The following is a 16,471-nucleotide window of genomic DNA, read 5'->3' on the forward strand; positions in this document are numbered from 1 at the left end:
AGTAGAATGATTGTTTAGTCAGCATAAATTGTTCGTGTGGTAAATAAAACATTTTCTTTATACACTTATTGTTGCTTTTGATTGTGAGAAAAAGCAAGGCTCGCCATTTTTCTTTTCTATGTTTTTTACCCATTGTTCGTGTTGCTCGAGTTCAGCATCACTTGGTGTAATCACTACAAGTTTTAAATGTGCCGTGATCGGATTTGCTTGTTGAGTACGTTCATTTTGGTTTTGCTGAGATTGATCGATATCTAGTAATACTTGGCCACCTGTCATGGTCAAGTATACGTCTGCTAAAATTTCAGCATCAAGTAAAGCGCCGTGGTAGGTTCTGTCTCGTGCAGGAATTTCGTAACGTCTAACTAAAGCATCGAGTGAGTTTTTTTGCCCAGGATGTTTACTCTTTGCCATAGCCAAAGTATCTGTGACTGTGCAAACCGTAGAGAGTTTAGGCAGCCCCGCTTTTTCAAACTCCATATTTAAGAAGTTCATATCGAATGTTGCATTATGGGCAATAATTTCAGCACCTTGCAGGTAATCAAACAGGGGTTGCGCAATCTCTTGATAAATAGGTTTATCTTGCAAAAACTCGTCAGTAATACCATGTACATTTACAGAATCACCCACTGGTTTCTTGGGGTTAATATAAATATGGATAGAACTACCTGTAAGTTTGCGGTTAATCATTTCAACTGCACCCACCTCAATAATTCGGTCGCCGTCTTGAAAGTAAAAACCTGTCGTTTCTGTATCTAAAATAAGCTGTCGTTGACCCTGTAGCTGTTGTTGGGCTGGTGTGATTTTAATTTGTGGGTGTTGTGTGCTGGCCACGTCGGTATATTCTTCGGCTTCGGCTTCGGCTTCGGCTTCGGCTTCGGCTTCGGCTTCGGCTTCGGCTTCATCTAATCCAAAAGGATCGTTGAGTAGCCAGTCTTGTTCTGCGTCTAGTTTAGGATTTTTTTTTTCGTTCATCACTTGATTGACTCCTAGATTTGCCAATTGATCTGCCATTTCATTGCCTGCATGCCCCGCATGGCCTTTAATCCAGTGCCATGTAATATTACGCCCTTGGCAGACTTGATCTAGTTGTTGCCATAAATCTGGGTTTTTAACATCTTTCCAGTTTTTCTTTTTCCAACCTGTAATCCATTCGGTAATCCCACGTTTGACGTAATTGGAATCTGTCCAAATGATTAAAGTCGCATCCATTGGGCAAAACTGAATACCCTCAATCGCTGCAGTCAGCTCCATACGATTGTTGGTTGTTAGTTCTGTACCGCCATAGCGTTGGTATTCCTCTTTTTCTGTCACAATGTAAGCCCCCCAGCCACCTAAACCGGGATTCCCTTTGCAAGCACCATCAACGTAGAGTGTAATTGTTTGTGACATGATACAAAACCAAAACTAAAAATAGAGTAATAAAGACGTATTCTAACCTAGGGATAGACCTGTTTTAGTATAGCAGGTTGCTTTTTTTATTTATTGTAACATTTAAGCTAAGTTTGCGAGTATTATTTACTTGCTTGAATCATAGGCTCGCATAAAATAGCTGAAAAATTAGTAGCTCACGACGCATTTGGGATTGTATATGTTTAAATCTACCACAGTACTGTGGCACTCTTCTGTATCTAAAAAATTTAAAATGTCATTACTTGGCTCAACTGTTTTAGGGCTATTACTTACAACAGGATGTGCGTCTACAGCAACAACCTCCACCGTACATAAAGTGAATATACCTGCTAAAAATTCTACTAATAATACAGGTGCCAATTATTTAGATGCCAGTTCTTTAGATTCTTTAGAAGACTTACTATCTGCAACAGATATGAGAGCTGTAGAAGGCGATCGACTACTTATTTTAAAACATGGTGATGTGTGGAAGCGTATGACCGTTGGCTTTAAAATGGATGAAACAAAATGGGATCCACGCATAGAAGCTCAACGAAATTGGTTTATTTCTCGCCAACCTTATTTAGATCGTTTAAGTGCTCGTGCAAGTCGCTATCTATATCATACTGTCAAAGAGGCTGAACGCCGTGGTATGCCAACAGAACTTGCATTATTGCCTGTTATTGAAAGTTCTTATGATCCATCTGCAACTAGTTCAGCAGCAGCAGCAGGGTTGTGGCAGTTTATTCCAAGTACTGGCAAGATTTATGGCTTACAACAAAGTGGCTCTTATGATGCTCGCCGTGATGTTGTTGAGTCTACACGTGCTGCATATGAGTTTTTAGGTTCGCTATATAACCAATTTGGCTCTTGGGAACTTGCATTGGCTGCATATAATGCGGGTCCAGGGCGTGTACAACAAGCCATTAATCGTAATGCGGCAGCAGGTTTGCCAACAGACTATTGGTCTTTAAAACTACCTCAAGAAACCATGAACTATGTACCACGATTTTTAGCTGTCGCACAAATTGTTAAAGATCAAAAAACCTATGGCATTACTTTGCCACCGATTGCAAACCGTCCTCACTTTAGAGAAATACAGGTACAACCCGGTGTTTCTTTATTACAAATCGCTGAACTTACAGGCCAGTCTCGTACAGAACTTTCTACATTAAATCCAGGGTATCGTGGTGATTTTATCGATGCTTCAAGTCCAGGGCGAATTTTGATTCCTTCAGATGTAAATTTAAGTGTCGATCAAAAAATATCTGCATTGAAAGGGAATGGTTCAGCATCATTGTGGGTAAATACGAGCCCTGCACCTGTGGTGATCAAATCAACGCCAAATGTAATAAAACCTGTAGTAATTACAACACAAAAAAGAGTTACACCTAAAGATGCTAATGACCTTGCAACGTTTGCAAGTAATGCAGATGTACCGAGTGCGCCACGTATCCCTGTTGCTGTGACTACTGCATCTGGTTTGCAGAAACCGGTTAATGTTGAACCGCCAATTTCGACGAAAGAGCGCGATCGAATTGTGGCTCAAATTCAAGCAGATGATGCCAAACAAACAGTATCTTCTGTCGTACAACCGATCGCAAATAAAGCTGAACAGCAACAAGTAATTAGCGAAATTAAAGCGATTGCACCTGTGGGTACAGAGGTCGTTGATCCTTATGACGGTAAAATTAAATTAACGGCGATTCAAACTAGCCAGTCTATTGCAGACAGTCAAGGCAAAGAAGTGACGAAAAGTTTTGCTTCAGATGAGAGTAAAGGTAAACCTAGCACAGATAACAATGAACAACCCAAAGGCAGTCGTAGTACATATACCGTGACAGCAGGCGATACGTTAGCCACGATTGCAGCAAAAAATGGCGTGAACTGGAGAGATATTGCGAAATGGAACCAAATTGATCCAAATGCATCATTATATGTAGGTAATATTTTATATCTTTACGATGCAAAGCCTCAAGTACAAGTGGCGAGTACACCATCTAAGCCTGAAATTTATACAGTAAAGGCGAATGATAGTTTAACTGCGATTGCGAGCCAATATGGAATATCTATCAAAGACCTCGCTGATTGGAATGATTTGCAGGTCAACAGTAATGTGATGGTTGGACAAAAACTACATTTGAAAGCACCAAAAGAGCCATTAGTAAGTAGTAAAAATACAAAAAACAAGCCACCTAAAACTGTATTGTATACAGTGAAACGAGGGGAGTCATTAAGACTAATTGCCGAGCGTTATGATGTTTCGGTGCAAGCACTCGCTGATTTAACGCCTAATTTGACGGTATCTTCTGGTTTAATGGTCGGGCAGAAAATCAATGTGCCACAAGATGACAGTAATGCTGATCAAAACGATAAACCGCACGATCTTGCTCGTTTAAAAACAGAATTATACAAAGTACAGCGTAAAGAAAACTTTGCCATAATTGCGGATAAGTTTGATTTATCTGTTGCAGAATTAGCAAAGATGAACCAAGTGAAAGCCAATCATGTGGTCAAAGTGGGTGAGATTATCAAAGTACCTAAAGTTGACCAGCCTCAAGAGTATATTGTGCAACGTGGCGATACGTTGGCAACCATTGCGGCAAACTTTAACTTTCAGCCAAGTTATTTAGCTAGACTCAATGGTTTATCAACAAAGTCTACAGTTCATGCTGGACAAAAGCTTACGTTGGTTGAAGCAGACCAACCCACAGTAAGCACTAAGTCAGTCGTAACAAAGTCTGATCCAAGTCCTAAAAAATCAACGTCTACACGTGCAACAGAAAGCTATACAGTGAAAGCCGGAGATTCTTTTAATAGTATTGCTAAACGTTATGATTTAACGATCAAAGAATTGGCGGAAATAAATGATATCTCTGTAAAATCTATGCTCAAACCCGGTCAGCAAATAGATGTTCCCAAGAAAACTATCTCTTACAAAGTTAAATCTGGTGACAATTGGACTAAGCTTGCAACGAAGTACGATATAGACTCAAAAGATTTGGCAGAAATGAATGATACATCTACCGGTAAGCCATTAAAAATTGGGATAGTCATACAAGTCCCGAACAAATAAATTTTTATAAATAGATGCTTAAATCATTAAGCATCTATTTTTTGATAGACCAACTGAGTTTTAAGATGAGTGCAATTATATTATTTGTTGTAGGGGGGCTCTTGGGTTTTATACTTGGTAAAACATCTCGCCGTGATCAAGTACAAAACCCAGTAAATAAAGAACATAAAAAAGGATACTCTTATAGTGAAAGACAGTATCGCAAAGTGGTCTACTTATCTGATGCTGATCGGATTAGAGCGTTAAATCTCTTGTCTGCAAATGCAAGTGTCTTTCTTCGACTGTTAAAGCAAGAATTTCCTCACTGCAGCGTTGTTGTGAAGAACAAGCGTTTTTTTATTGTTGATCGTGATCAATATCCAATTGCTATTTTTGAATATAGAGATGGTGAACATGCAATGAAAACGATGACCATAGAAGATGGGCTTCCTTTATTTCTATACAAAGGCGTCATTTCTGCTGAAAAAATAAAGCAAGATGCAAACTTAATTACCGAGCAGTACCAAAGAAAAGCCTAAAAAATGCTTTTGCTGTTATATAATAAATCATGTGAGTCAGCGAACATTCGTGGTTGTCTAGAGTTTTTTAATGGTACTTCATTCAGTTTCAATACCATAGATTTTTTAGTTTGCTAAATATTACTGTACGCAAAAATGATCTAGCCAATTAAAGTTATAAAAAATATAAGGAAAATACGATTGGATACAGTAAATATTGCAAATATTTGTTTATTAGGTGATTTCTCAGGTCAAGTATTAGCACATAAAGCAATTAATCATTCACTCTTTATCGCAGACTCAAAATACAAGGGTAAATTCACATACCATTGCGTACAGACACGTGACATTAATCAAGATATTGTTTCACAATTCTCTTTGTACGATGCGATTTGGTGTGTTCCTGCAAGCCCTTATGAAAATATGTCAGGTGTATTGAATGTTTTAAATTATGCGAGAACTCAGCATATTCCTTTTTTAGGTACATGTGGTGGTTATCAGCATGCTTTGATTGAGTATGCGAGAAATGTTCTACTGTTGAACAACGCAGACCATGCAGAAGTTAATCCGGATTCAATGACCCAAATTATCACGCCTTTATCATGTGCGCTTGTAGAAAAGAGCGATAGGGTGTCTGTGGTAAATGGAACACTTTTGCATCGTATATACGGGGTAGATCGGATCGAAGAGCAATACCATTGTAGTTTTGGCTTGAATGAAAGTTATTGTACATATTTTGAAAGAGATACATTGAAGTTTTCAGCATTTGATGATCATGGCAATGTACGAGCATTCGAAATTTCGGATCATCCTTTTTTTGTTGCTACATCTTATCAGCCAGAGCGCACAGCTTTTCAGGGGGTATTACATCCTATTGTGAATTATTTTGTTTTGGCGGCAATCGAAAATAAACAGTGTTGTACAGCAGATTTAATTTGAATAGAGTATGTTTAATATGTTGGTTTATCTAAGATTTTAGTCTGTATTTATTTTATATGATATTGGGGGAAGTATGAGTTTACTCATCATTATGGTACTTATTTTTGGTATTGTTTTTTTTGTCATTAAAAATAAAAAAATTGATAAACATACAAAAAATAATAGAACGCCTATTACAGGAAAACGCGTACTTACAATGAATGAACAACCCATGTTCAATCGATTAAATGAGGCATTGCCTGAATACTATATTTTAGCCCAAGTTTCTTTTAGTGCATTTATGACAGCAAAAGGATATGCAACGAGAGCATTGTTTAATCGAAAGTTTGCCGATTTTGTTGTTGTAGATAAGCATTTTAATGTTGTAGCAGTGATTGAACTTGACGATGCTTCACATAACGGCCAAGAAGAAAGAGATACTCAGAGAGATGCTTTGGTTAATGAGGCAGGTTTTAAAGTTATCCGATACAAAAGAACACCCGAAGTACAAAAGATTCGTTCAGACTTGGGTTTAGGGTTGCTTTAACTATTCAGTATTATATTTTTATTGAATAATATACGGATATTTGAGCGATTATAAGTTTTTAGCCAATCATCTATTTATAAAAAGATGATCGCGTATTTTTATACAATTAAAGATAGATAACTTTATTTTGACATAAAAAAAGCTCAGTCTTTATTAGACTGAGCTTTTTAGAATTTGGCGTCCCTACGGGGATTCGAACCCCGGTTACCGCCGTGAAAGGGCGATGTCCTAGGCCTCTAGACGATAGGGACATTTAGAGTAACTGTCTGATGAATCTATAAAATTTGGCGTCCCTACGGGGATTCGAACCCCGGTTACCGCCGTGAAAGGGCGATGTCCTAGGCCTCTAGACGATAGGGACACATCAGAAGGTGGGCGTATATTAGTTGTGTTTGATGATACTGTCAAACCTTTTTAGTAAATATTTAGATTACTTGTTTAAAAAACGTGTTGATTTGCTTTCAAGGCTGATGTGTGTTCAAAAATACAACGAATAATACTTGGGTGTTGTAAATAACCAATAATTTCATGTGGTTTATCTACAAATGTCGTAATTAATCTATTATGAATCTGTGGTTCAAAATCAAATAAGGGAGGAGACATTGGAAAAGTCGTTAAATAGTCATCTTTAGAATAGAAATTATACCAGTCACCTTGTAATACACGTGGTCGGCTCATGGGTTGTTGAATATGTTTTTGTACCACATTAAAAGGTAGGGGCGAGGCAAGCGTAATAAATCGTTCTACGTGATATTCAGAAGATAATTCGTGTAATAGATTATATGCAATTACAGTACCCAAAGAGTGTGCAACAACAATATGTTTTTGACCGGGTTCGAAGCAGGTTTTAATTCTTTGGTGGATGGCTTGTTTGAACGTGGCTTGATACCAGTACAAATAGGCCTCAGCAATAAATTTTTCTACCAATGATTCATGTAAGTTTGGGAAATGATTGAGTAAAATGACCATTTCTTTCAGTGCACGGTCTTTTGTGATTTGTGAGAACTGAAAGAGTTTTTCTCGTAATGTCATTTTGGTATTGTACTGATAGTGTGGAAGTATGCGTAATGAGGTGTTTGGTGTTTTGTGTTGATGTAAGTGTTTGAGTCTATCCAAAAAATGCCAGTGTGGTCGCATTGTATCTAAGTTAATTGCATTTTTAAGATTATATTCGGTTAAGATATCGCCGTAAAATGGGAACTCGAGCGTTGTTTGTGCGCTTTCTAGCGTTAGATTGTTTTTATTAAGCCCGAGTGAAAACACATTTTTCCAATGTTGTTTAAAGCGATGTGCATCTAAGTTTTGCTGATTAATGCCATGAATAAAAATAACTTTCATTTTTTAAATATAGAATCTAGAATTTAAATTGATTATATGTGAGTTTCTGTATTTGAAAGTATAAAACTACATTTTTACAGCATTGATTTTTTATAAAAATTATCTCGTTATTTTGCCAGTGCTATACTTATGATGGTTACGTTACTGATAGCAAAACTTATTTTATATAAACTTGGTTTTTTATTTATGTTGATTTTACTTTTTCAAGCCATTTGGCCGATTACGTGTGCATTATTATTTGGTTGGCTTGTGGGGAAAAATGCCAACACACGTTTACATCGCTTTTTTTCAAAAAGCATCGGTTATTTTATTTGGTTGTTGTTGATTTCTGTGGGTATGCAATTTGGAGAAGTATTAGCAAACCCCAAAACAGGCTTAAGTATTGTTGGGTCAGCCATGTTGTATGCCGGCTTATTATCTGTCGTTACATTTTTGGCATTGATGCCATTTCAACGTAATCCCCAAATGACGAATACGCAAGTGATCTCTTTGAAAGAGATTATTGCTCCAATAAAAGCCTGTTTTTTAGCGATTTTAATGGTGGTGATTGGAGGTGTTTTATACTTCTTGTTACCCAATAGTGCACGGTCGGTCAATCTATCTGGATATTTACTGTATTTGGTGATCTTTATGATTGGTGCTGAGCTTTCTACCGTAAAAATTGAAAGAATAACTAAACAGCATCTTTATGTTCCTCTCATGGCATTATTGGTATGGCCTCTAGTAGCATGGGTTTTGAGTTGGTTTTACCCACAAGACACTTTAACGTTGATGATGTTGGGTGGAGGGCTTGGCTGGTTTAGTTTGTCGGGTTCATTGGTTGCTGAATTAACTCAAAGTAATCAACTGGGTGGGTTTGCTTTACTGACAGATCTGTTTAGAGAAATATTTTCAATTATTTTTATTTACTTATTTGGACGCCGTTTTTCATTAAGTGCATTAGGTATTTGTGGTGCAACAGCAATGGATTCAACGCTACCTTTTGTAAAAAAGAACTGTACTCCAAGTGATGTACAAATTGCAATTTTTAGTGGGTTTATATTGAGTTTGCTTGCACCATTTTTAATTATAATTTGTGCATCGCTACGCTGAGTATGGCATAAAATAGATTGGCGTCCCTACGGGGATTCGAACCCCGGTTACCGCCGTGAAAGGGCGATGTCCTAGGCCTCTAGACGATAGGGACGTTTAGAAGATGACGGTATCTTATTGATCTGTCATCAAACTGTCAAGGGTTTGGGGGGAGAGTTTGTTCAAAATATAGCAAAACAATTCAGCCGTTTTTTGTGTATCGTATAACGCGGAGTGCGCTTCTTTACCATCAAAATCGATACCTGCTTGTATGCAAGACTTTGCCAATACGGTTTGCCCAAACATAACTGCACTAAGTGTTACTGTATCAAATACCGAAAAACTATGAAAAGGGTTTTGGTTTTTAGTTGCAGTACGGGTAACTGCCGCTTGTAAAAAGCCCAAATCAAAATGTGCATTATGACCCACTAATACGGCATGGCTACACTTTTGCTGGCGACGTACTTCAGTAATCGTTTTAAAAATTCGTTTTAGTGCACTGGTTTCATCTTCAGCCATTGCAATACGTAAAGGACTAAAAGGATCTATGCCAATAAATTCGAGTGAGCGTTTGTCTAAGTTTGCGCCTAAAAACGGATTAATATGTGCATGAATAGATGGGCCGGGAATAAATTGCCCAGCATCATTATAAATAATTGGGATGCAGGCAATTTCAAGTAGAGCATCTGTTTGTGCGTTAAAACCAGCGGTTTCAACATCAACAACGACAGGTAGAAAGCCACGGAAACGTTGTCCAATAAGAGGAATTTGTTCTACAGTCACATTTTTCTCCATTGAAGCGTTTTTCCTGCAAGTAATGGAATAATTTTTTGGTCTTCTAAATAATCAAATGATTCTGGTATTACAAAATCTTCTTTGACCAAGGTAATCTGTTGAGTATTACGTGGCAAACCATAAAAATCTGCACCAAAGTGGCTAGAAAACCCTTCTAAGCGTTCAATTTTTCCAACTTGATCAAATGCTTGAGCATAGAGTTCAATGGCAGTGAAGGCGCTATAACATCCTGCACAACCACATGCATTTTCTTTCGCATCTTGTGCATGTGGCGCACTGTCTGTGCCTAAGAAAAATTTAGGGTTACCACTGGTTGCGACTTCAAGTAATGTCGTTTGATGGCTTTGACGCTTTAAAATCGGCAGGCAGTAAAAGTGAGGTTTAATACCACCTACAAGCATGTCATTGCGGTTAAACAATAAATGTTGAGGAGTAATTGTAGCTGCAACTTTACGCCCTTGAGCCAGTACGAATTGAGCTGCATCTGCTGTGGTAATGTGTTCTAGTACAATTTTAAGATCAGAAAACTGTTGGATGACAGGTTGTAAAACTTCATCTAAAAAGCGTTTTTCACGGTCGAAAATATCTATATGCGAATGTGTAACTTCGCCGTGTAGAAGTAGAGGGATTTGGTATTTTTCGAGTTGCTCAAGCACAGCATATACATTGCGTATATCACTTACACCATTGGCCGAATTAGTTGTTGCGCCTGCAGGATAAAGTTTAACGGCATTCACGTGCTCAGAATGTTTTATTTTTTGAATTTCATCGGGTGACGTATGATCTGTGAGATACAGTACCATGCGTGGGTCAAATGCCACACCTTCGGGTACATGTGCCATGATACGTGCTCTATACGCAAGCGCTTCTTCTACTGTTTTTACGGGTGGAACAAGGTTGGGCATGCAAATGGCACGGTGAAATTGGCTTGCAAGGTCTGGAACAGTACGTTCTAAGGCTTTGCCATCTCTTAAGTGAGCATGCCAGTCATCTGGCTGAGTCAGTGTTATTGTATTCACAGTGAAGTCTAATGGCTAAATTTAGTAAATGATAATGCATAATGCCTAAAATTCATAATCCGATTGAGGTAAGAAGCTATAAGTTGTGTACTAATAGTACAGTCAAAATCACTAAATCTTATAGATCAGCTATTGTTGTTGGGCAATCATTTTATAGTAGATGGCTGTACCGGCGTATTCACCATCTGAGCTTAACGCAAAATGAGGGATCATGCCTGCACGAATAAAGCCTTGTTTGAGATATAACTGCTCTGAAATATCACCTACACGTGTATCTAAAACCAAGAGTTGAATATTTAAATGGGCAGCACAGTCCTCTAGGGCATTTAATAGTAATGTGGCTATGCCTTGCTTTCTTTGTGATGAAAGTACCATCAGTTTTTCAACTTCGGCACGATGTTGTCCATTTCTTTTTTGAGTTAAAGATAACTGAACACTACCAATAACCGTTTCATTTTTTGTGGCAATAAAAAAATGCTTTTGAGCATGGCGTATTTGATGATTAACTTCGGTCAGATAATCATTGATTTCTTCTGGTTGAGTGGGTGTTAAAAAACCAATAGATGCACCGCTTTCAATACAGTCTTCAAACAGTGTGTAGAGTTGTTGTTGGAATGGTTGAATGTCTTGTATTTTTAATATGTCTATGTGGTTCATTTTTTATGTCTAGCATGCTTTTGCTCATGTTAATTGACGTGTATTTATAGTTCAAGTGTCTGTAATGAAGTGATTGAGATATTGTTATTTTGCGATTTAAGTTAATTGTATGGTGATGGTTTTTTATTATTAGAAACCACCTCAATTAATCTTCAATTGAGGTGGTGATTTCAGCGAATTATTTTTTAGTGTCAAGCTGTGGTACAGCTGAACCTTGAGCAATAGACAATAAGCCTGTTTGGCTATAGATGCCAAGTTTGCTGCGTGTGTCTTTAATGTCTAAGTTACGCATAGTAAGCTGGCCAATACGGTCCATTGGACTAAAGCTTGAATCGCCTTTTTCCATGGTTAAACGTTCAGCTTCGTAAGTGAGGTTTTCAGATTCAGTATTTAGAATACTAAAGTCATTACCACGGCGTAATTCAAGGGTCACTTTACCTGTAATGGCTTTGGCAACCCAACGCTGTGCTGTTTCACGTAGCATCAGGGCTTGAGAGTCAAACCAACGACCTTGATAGAGTAGGCGACCTAAACGTAAACCATTAATACGGTATTGTTCAATGGTGTCTTCATTATGAATACCAGTCACTAAACGCTCGTATGCAATATGAAGCAGTGCCATACCCGGCGCTTCATAAATACCACGTGATTTTGCTTCAATAATTCGGTTTTCAATTTGGTCTGACATGCCTAAACCATGACGGCCACCAATGGCATTGGCTTCTAAAATAAGGTCTACAGGGTTGTCAAAGCGTTGACCATTAAGTGCAACAGGCATACCTTCTTCGAAAGTTATGCTGACTTCTTCAGCATCTACTTTGACATCATCACGCCAAAAGGCAACGCCCATAATTGGCTCAACAATTTTCATGCCTGCATTTAAGTATTCTAAATCTTTTGCTTCGTGTGTTGCACCAAGCATGTTTGAGTCCGTTGAATATGCTTTTTCTTTTGACATTTTATAGTCAAAGCCATTGTCGATCAAAAATTGCGACATTTCTGTACGACCACCGAGCTCATCAATAAACTGTTGGTCTAACCATGGCTTATAAATTTTTAAATTTGGATTGGTTAGTAGGCCGTAACGGTAGAAACGTTCGATGTCATTGCCTTTATAGGTAGAGCCATCGCCCCAAATATTGACATCATCTTCTTTCATGGCTGTGACAAGCATTGTTCCTGTAACAGCACGGCCAAGGGGTGTGGTATTGAAGTAAGGGATACCACCTGTACTAATGTGGAACGCTCCACACTGAATCGCAGCAATACCTTCTAGTGCCAACTGTAAGCGACAATCGACAAGGCGGGCTTTTACTGCACCATATTGTTCTGCTTTTCTTGGAATAGCATGGTAGTCATCTTCGTCAGGTTGGCCCAAATCTGCAGTATATGCATAAGGCTGTGCGCCTTTTTGTTTCATCCAAAGTAAAGCAGCTGAAGTATCTAAGCCACCAGAAAAAGCGATACCTACTTTTTTACCTACAGGTATGCTTTGCAAAATTGTTGCATGATCAGTCATTGTAGATCCTAATATTATAAACCCATTACCATAATGAGCATCATTGAAAGAATTTTGTTCTATTCTATAAGTTTTGTTCATTATTTGCATGGTTAAAACGCAATATAATCACAGCACTGCTTATAAATTGTCCCTTTAAGTCATTGTGAGATTATCTCATTTTATGGATAGATCTAAAAATAGTGACTTTGAATGGTATTTCATAATGCGTCGTTTCAATCTGTATTTTATGATTTATATGTTTTTTTTGTGGTTTATATTAAATGTGGCATGTAGGTTGCATAAATATTACTCAATTACAGGAGAGTGGTACATGTACCCGCCGAAGGAGCAACGACCCCGGAATCTCTCAGGCAAAAGGACTGTAATCAATATATCAATCTGGAGAGAAGCAAACTTGCTCACCGAAGGAAGAAGATAAAAGTAAGGTTACTTTTATTGAAGATCTCAGGTCAAAGTACAGATGGGGCTAAAGCATTAAAGGAGATGTTTTATGCCACATATTATTGTGATTGGTGCAGGTGTAACCGGTGTAACAACTGCTTATGAGCTGAGCCAAATGGGTTTTGAAGTGACTGTGCTAGATAAGCATTTATATCCCGCAATGGAAACGTCTTTTGCCAATGGTGGGCAACTGTCTGCGTGTAATGCAGAAGTGTGGAATCAACGGGCAACCATTTTAAAAGGTTTAAAGTGGATGACGAAAAAAGATGCTCCGCTTTTAATTAATCCTTCATTTGACTTACATAAGTATGCGTGGTTGATGGAGTTTATGGGGAATATTAAACACTATGAAAAAAATACTATAGATACTGTTAAGTTGGCACTGCTCGCACGTGAACGTATGTTTCAAGTGGCTGAAAAAGAAGGCATTGATTTTAATTTAGAAAAGAAAGGTATTTTACACTTTTATCATTCGGCAGAAGATTTTAAAGTGGCAGGTGATGTCAATGATCTATTGCGCAAAGGTGGTTTAAAACGCTACGAAGTCACCAGTGATGAAATGAAAAAAATAGAGCCAACATTACAAGGTGACTATTATGCAGGATTTTATACTGAAGACGATGCCACAGGGGATATTCATAAATTTAGTACAGGGCTTGCCGAAGCTTCGAAAAAATATGGCGTAAGTTATCGTTTTGGTACAGAAGTCACTTCTGTGGTGAATCATGATCGTAGTGTTACTGTGAAATATCAATCTAGTGCCGAAGATGTTAAAGGTGATGTAAATCAGGTCCACGAAATCAATGCAGATGCTGTCGTCGTCTGTGGTGGAGTCGCAAGCTATCATTTGGCCAATACCATTGGTGATAGAGTTAGTATTTACCCGGTGAAAGGGTATTCGATTACCGTTGCATTAGAGGATGAACAGAGCCAAAACAATGCGCCATGGGTGAGTTTGCTCGATGAAAGCGCAAAAATCGTGACATCACGTTTAGGTAAAGATCGTTTTAGGGTGGCAGGTACAGCAGAATTCAATGGTTATAATCGTGATATTCGAGCAGATCGAATTCAGCCATTGATTGATTGGGTTAATAAGAACTTTGAAGTGTCTACAGAGTCGGCAGTACCGTGGAGTGGTTTGCGCCCGATGATGCCTGATATGATGCCTAAAGTGAAACGCAGTAGACATCCTCGTGTATTTTATAATACGGGTCATGGTCATTTAGGTTTTACTTTATCTGCAGCAACAGCGGTGATGATTAGTGAAGAAATTCAACAGATGCTCCTTACTGAACAAAAACAGTATCGAGTGGCTTAACGAGTATGAAAATGTGCCTGCGACTCTTTTTGTGATACGAGAGTCGTTTTTTAGGCTACAGATCTATCATAGTAAACAAGGCTTTGATGTGTTTACTATAGTCAAAACTTGTTAAAATTTGATTCAATTCTATGTTTAAATCTTTTTTCCCCAACCCTAAACTATTTTTTTTATCTGCAACCATCTGGTGTATCGTGAGCATGTTGCTATGGTATACAGGAGGCGAACATTGGGGAGAGTGGCTTGGCTTTACTAAAGGATATGCTGTTGAAGAATTACCCATAGGGGTGAGTCGTTTTTGGCATTTATCATTTATTTGGTTCTATATTTGGTTTACTAGTTTTACTACTTTATTTTTTATTTTTTGGCGTGTCGTTGCAAATCATGCATGGCAATATTGGTCTATTTTAGGTTCAGCATTTATTATTTTTAACATTTGGTTTGATGTACAAGTCAGTGTAGCCATTAATGCATGGTATGGGCCATTTTGGGATTTAATCCAGAGTATGTTGTCTAAACATGGCGGCAATATTAATGATCTATATATGGGTATGCTGACCTTTATGTATATTGCCATGGTCTCTATTTTTGTGACGATCCTAAATGTGTTTTTTGTTAGTCATTACATTTTCCGTTGGCGAACAGCAATGACTGAGTACTATACCGAACATTGGCATTTGTTACGTCACATAGAGGGGGCTTCACAGCGTGTGCAAGAAGACACCATGCGTTTTGCCACCATTATGGAAACGCTTGGAGTACGCTTTATTTCAGCGATTATCACCCTCATTGCATTTTTACCCGTATTGTTTATTTTGTCTAAGCATGTACCTGTTTTACCTATTGTCGGTGCGATTCCACATTCATTGGTTTGGGCAGCTGTAGTTTGGTCTATATTTGGTACCTTATTGATGCTTGTGGTGGGCATTAAACTACCCGGACTTGAGTTTAACAATCAGAAAGTGGAAGCTGCATACCGAAAAGAGTTGGTCTATGGTGAAGACCATGCCGACCGTGCAGAGCCTGCTACATTAAAAGAGTTGTTCGGTTATGTACGTCATAACTATTTTAGATTGTACTTCCATTATACGTATTTTAATTTAATCAGTAATTGGTATATGCAACTCGATATCTTATTTAGCTTGGTGGTCCTGTTTCCATCTATTTCGGCAGGTTTAATCACTTTAGGTCTAATCAACCAAATTGGAAATGTATTTGATAAAGTACGTTCAGCTTTTCAGTATTTAATTACCTCATGGAAAACCATTGTTGAGCTACTGTCTATTGTGAAGCGTTTGAAAATGTTTGAATCTAAGCTTTGATTTGAGATTGAGTTGGCTTAGGGATTACTTTAGCCAACTCAGTTTGTGGGTATTTTATGAAATATAGTGTGTAGGGAATTGATCTACTTTCTCTAAATAAAAAAATGAATATTTACCTTGCATAATAGACTCAGGAGCACCTTCAATTGGTTTGCCACTCATAATGCCCATGAGGGTATTGTCATCGATTTTTCTAAAGTGATCAAAGAAAGGTTTACCGTCGTATACCATTGTGGCTGAAACTTTTCCTCTGAAACTGATATCCCACATGGTGGCTTCTCCTTGCATCAGTTGATTAGAGAAAAGCTGGCCTTTGTCGTTGTAGCAGATAATAGGTACAGCATCTAAAAGACTCTTAAACCATTTGCCATACCAACCGATTTGTTTTAATTCTTCTGAGTCCCATTCTCCAGAAAAAGTACCGCCTTTCCATCTGTGTAAAATTTGATGTGCAGATACTGTAGGCAATTGGTCAAAAAGTTGTATTAATTCCTCTTCAGTATTTTGTGGTTTACTTTTTAAAAATTCAAATTGTTCTTTATGGTCATATTTGGTCATGTT

The 16,471-nt window shown here is 38.0% G+C and carries 14 protein-coding genes, 3 tRNA genes and 1 riboswitch; of the genes, 7 read left to right on the forward strand and 10 right to left on the reverse strand.

Features of this window, described 5'->3' with window-relative positions; all coding sequences use genetic code 11:
- Positions 1-57: 57 nt before the first annotated feature.
- Positions 58-1,389, reverse strand: a complete 1,332-nt coding sequence (gene dnaQ, locus BLS38_RS06535) for a DNA polymerase III subunit epsilon (protein WP_092747866.1) — start codon at positions 1,387-1,389, stop codon at positions 58-60.
- A 199-nt stretch (positions 1,390-1,588) separates the two neighbouring features.
- Here dnaQ and BLS38_RS06540 point away from each other — a divergent pair, with 199 nt between their 5' ends.
- The 4 genes from BLS38_RS06540 (at position 1,589) to BLS38_RS06555 (ending at position 6,427) form a co-directional block, all read left to right on the forward strand.
- The gene (locus BLS38_RS06540) at positions 1,589-4,465 is read left to right on the forward strand and encodes a LysM peptidoglycan-binding domain-containing protein (protein ID WP_092747868.1); all 2,877 of its coding nucleotides are present in this window, start codon (positions 1,589-1,591) and stop codon (positions 4,463-4,465) included.
- Positions 4,466-4,530: 65 nt separating this feature from the next.
- Entirely contained in the window at positions 4,531-4,983 is a 453-nt protein-coding gene (locus BLS38_RS06545) for a hypothetical protein (RefSeq protein WP_092747870.1), read from the forward strand.
- Positions 4,984-5,163: 180 nt separating this feature from the next.
- Positions 5,164-5,901 carry a CTP synthase C-terminal region-related (seleno)protein gene (locus BLS38_RS06550; protein WP_171258546.1) on the forward strand — a complete coding sequence of 246 codons (738 nt, stop codon included), beginning with the start codon at positions 5,164-5,166 and terminating at the stop codon, positions 5,899-5,901.
- A gap of 73 nt (positions 5,902-5,974) precedes the next feature.
- The gene (locus BLS38_RS06555; RefSeq protein ID WP_092747874.1) at positions 5,975-6,427 is read left to right on the forward strand and encodes a DUF2726 domain-containing protein; all 453 of its coding nucleotides are present in this window, start codon (positions 5,975-5,977) and stop codon (positions 6,425-6,427) included.
- A gap of 175 nt (positions 6,428-6,602) precedes the next feature.
- On the opposite strand, the gene BLS38_RS06560 is transcribed toward BLS38_RS06555, so the two are convergent.
- The 3 genes from BLS38_RS06560 to BLS38_RS06570 all read right to left on the reverse strand — a co-directional run bounded on the left by BLS38_RS06560 (position 6,603) and on the right by BLS38_RS06570 (position 7,765).
- Positions 6,603-6,678: transfer RNA gene (locus tag BLS38_RS06560), tRNA-Glu, on the reverse strand.
- A 34-nt stretch (positions 6,679-6,712) separates the two neighbouring features.
- Positions 6,713-6,788, reverse strand: a tRNA-Glu gene (locus tag BLS38_RS06565).
- A 77-nt stretch (positions 6,789-6,865) separates the two neighbouring features.
- Positions 6,866-7,765 (reverse strand): lipase family protein, encoded by a 900-nt coding sequence (locus BLS38_RS06570; protein ID WP_092747876.1) that lies wholly within the window; start codon positions 7,763-7,765, stop codon positions 6,866-6,868.
- A gap of 186 nt (positions 7,766-7,951) precedes the next feature.
- Between BLS38_RS06570 and BLS38_RS06575 the strand changes: the two genes are divergently transcribed.
- On the forward strand, positions 7,952-8,857 hold the full coding sequence (locus tag BLS38_RS06575; RefSeq protein ID WP_171258547.1) for a LysO family transporter: 906 nt from the start codon (positions 7,952-7,954) through the stop codon (positions 8,855-8,857).
- An 18-nt stretch (positions 8,858-8,875) separates the two neighbouring features.
- On the opposite strand, the gene BLS38_RS06580 is transcribed toward BLS38_RS06575, so the two are convergent.
- The 5 genes from BLS38_RS06580 to argG all read right to left on the reverse strand — a co-directional run bounded on the left by BLS38_RS06580 (position 8,876) and on the right by argG (position 12,841).
- Positions 8,876-8,951: transfer RNA gene (locus BLS38_RS06580), tRNA-Glu, on the reverse strand.
- 20 nt (positions 8,952-8,971) lie between these two features.
- A complete protein-coding gene (gene rnt, locus BLS38_RS06585; RefSeq protein WP_092747880.1) occupies positions 8,972-9,631 on the reverse strand; it encodes a ribonuclease T in 660 nt (219 codons plus the stop codon).
- Positions 9,616-10,650 (reverse strand): dihydroorotase, encoded by a 1,035-nt coding sequence (gene pyrC / locus BLS38_RS06590; protein WP_092747882.1) that lies wholly within the window; start codon positions 10,648-10,650, stop codon positions 9,616-9,618. Before pyrC ends, rnt begins: the two co-directional genes overlap by 16 nt.
- A gap of 129 nt (positions 10,651-10,779) precedes the next feature.
- Positions 10,780-11,307 (reverse strand): GNAT family N-acetyltransferase, encoded by a 528-nt coding sequence (locus BLS38_RS06595; protein ID WP_092747884.1) that lies wholly within the window; start codon positions 11,305-11,307, stop codon positions 10,780-10,782.
- A 178-nt stretch (positions 11,308-11,485) separates the two neighbouring features.
- Positions 11,486-12,841, reverse strand: a complete 1,356-nt coding sequence (argG, locus tag BLS38_RS06600) for an argininosuccinate synthase (RefSeq protein WP_171258550.1) — start codon at positions 12,839-12,841, stop codon at positions 11,486-11,488.
- A gap of 274 nt (positions 12,842-13,115) precedes the next feature.
- Positions 13,116-13,201: riboswitch (glycine riboswitch) on the forward strand.
- A gap of 118 nt (positions 13,202-13,319) precedes the next feature.
- On the opposite strand from argG, the gene BLS38_RS06605 reads away from it, so the two are divergent.
- Positions 13,320-14,588: a D-amino acid dehydrogenase gene (locus BLS38_RS06605; RefSeq protein WP_092747888.1), complete on the forward strand. Its 1,269-nt coding sequence runs from the start codon at positions 13,320-13,322 to the stop codon at positions 14,586-14,588.
- Between the two features lie 131 nt (positions 14,589-14,719).
- Positions 14,720-15,910, forward strand: a complete 1,191-nt coding sequence (sbmA, locus tag BLS38_RS06610; RefSeq protein ID WP_092747890.1) for a peptide antibiotic transporter SbmA — start codon at positions 14,720-14,722, stop codon at positions 15,908-15,910.
- 54 nt (positions 15,911-15,964) lie between these two features.
- Here sbmA and BLS38_RS06615 read toward each other — a convergent pair whose 3' ends face one another.
- Positions 15,965-16,468, reverse strand: coding sequence for a DUF4334 domain-containing protein (locus tag BLS38_RS06615; protein WP_092747892.1), 504 nt, complete (start codon positions 16,466-16,468; stop codon positions 15,965-15,967).
- Between the last annotated feature and the right edge of the window lie 3 nt (positions 16,469-16,471).

This window comes from Acinetobacter boissieri (assembly GCF_900096955.1).
GTDB classification, from domain to species: Bacteria; Pseudomonadota; Gammaproteobacteria; order Pseudomonadales; family Moraxellaceae; genus Acinetobacter; species Acinetobacter boissieri.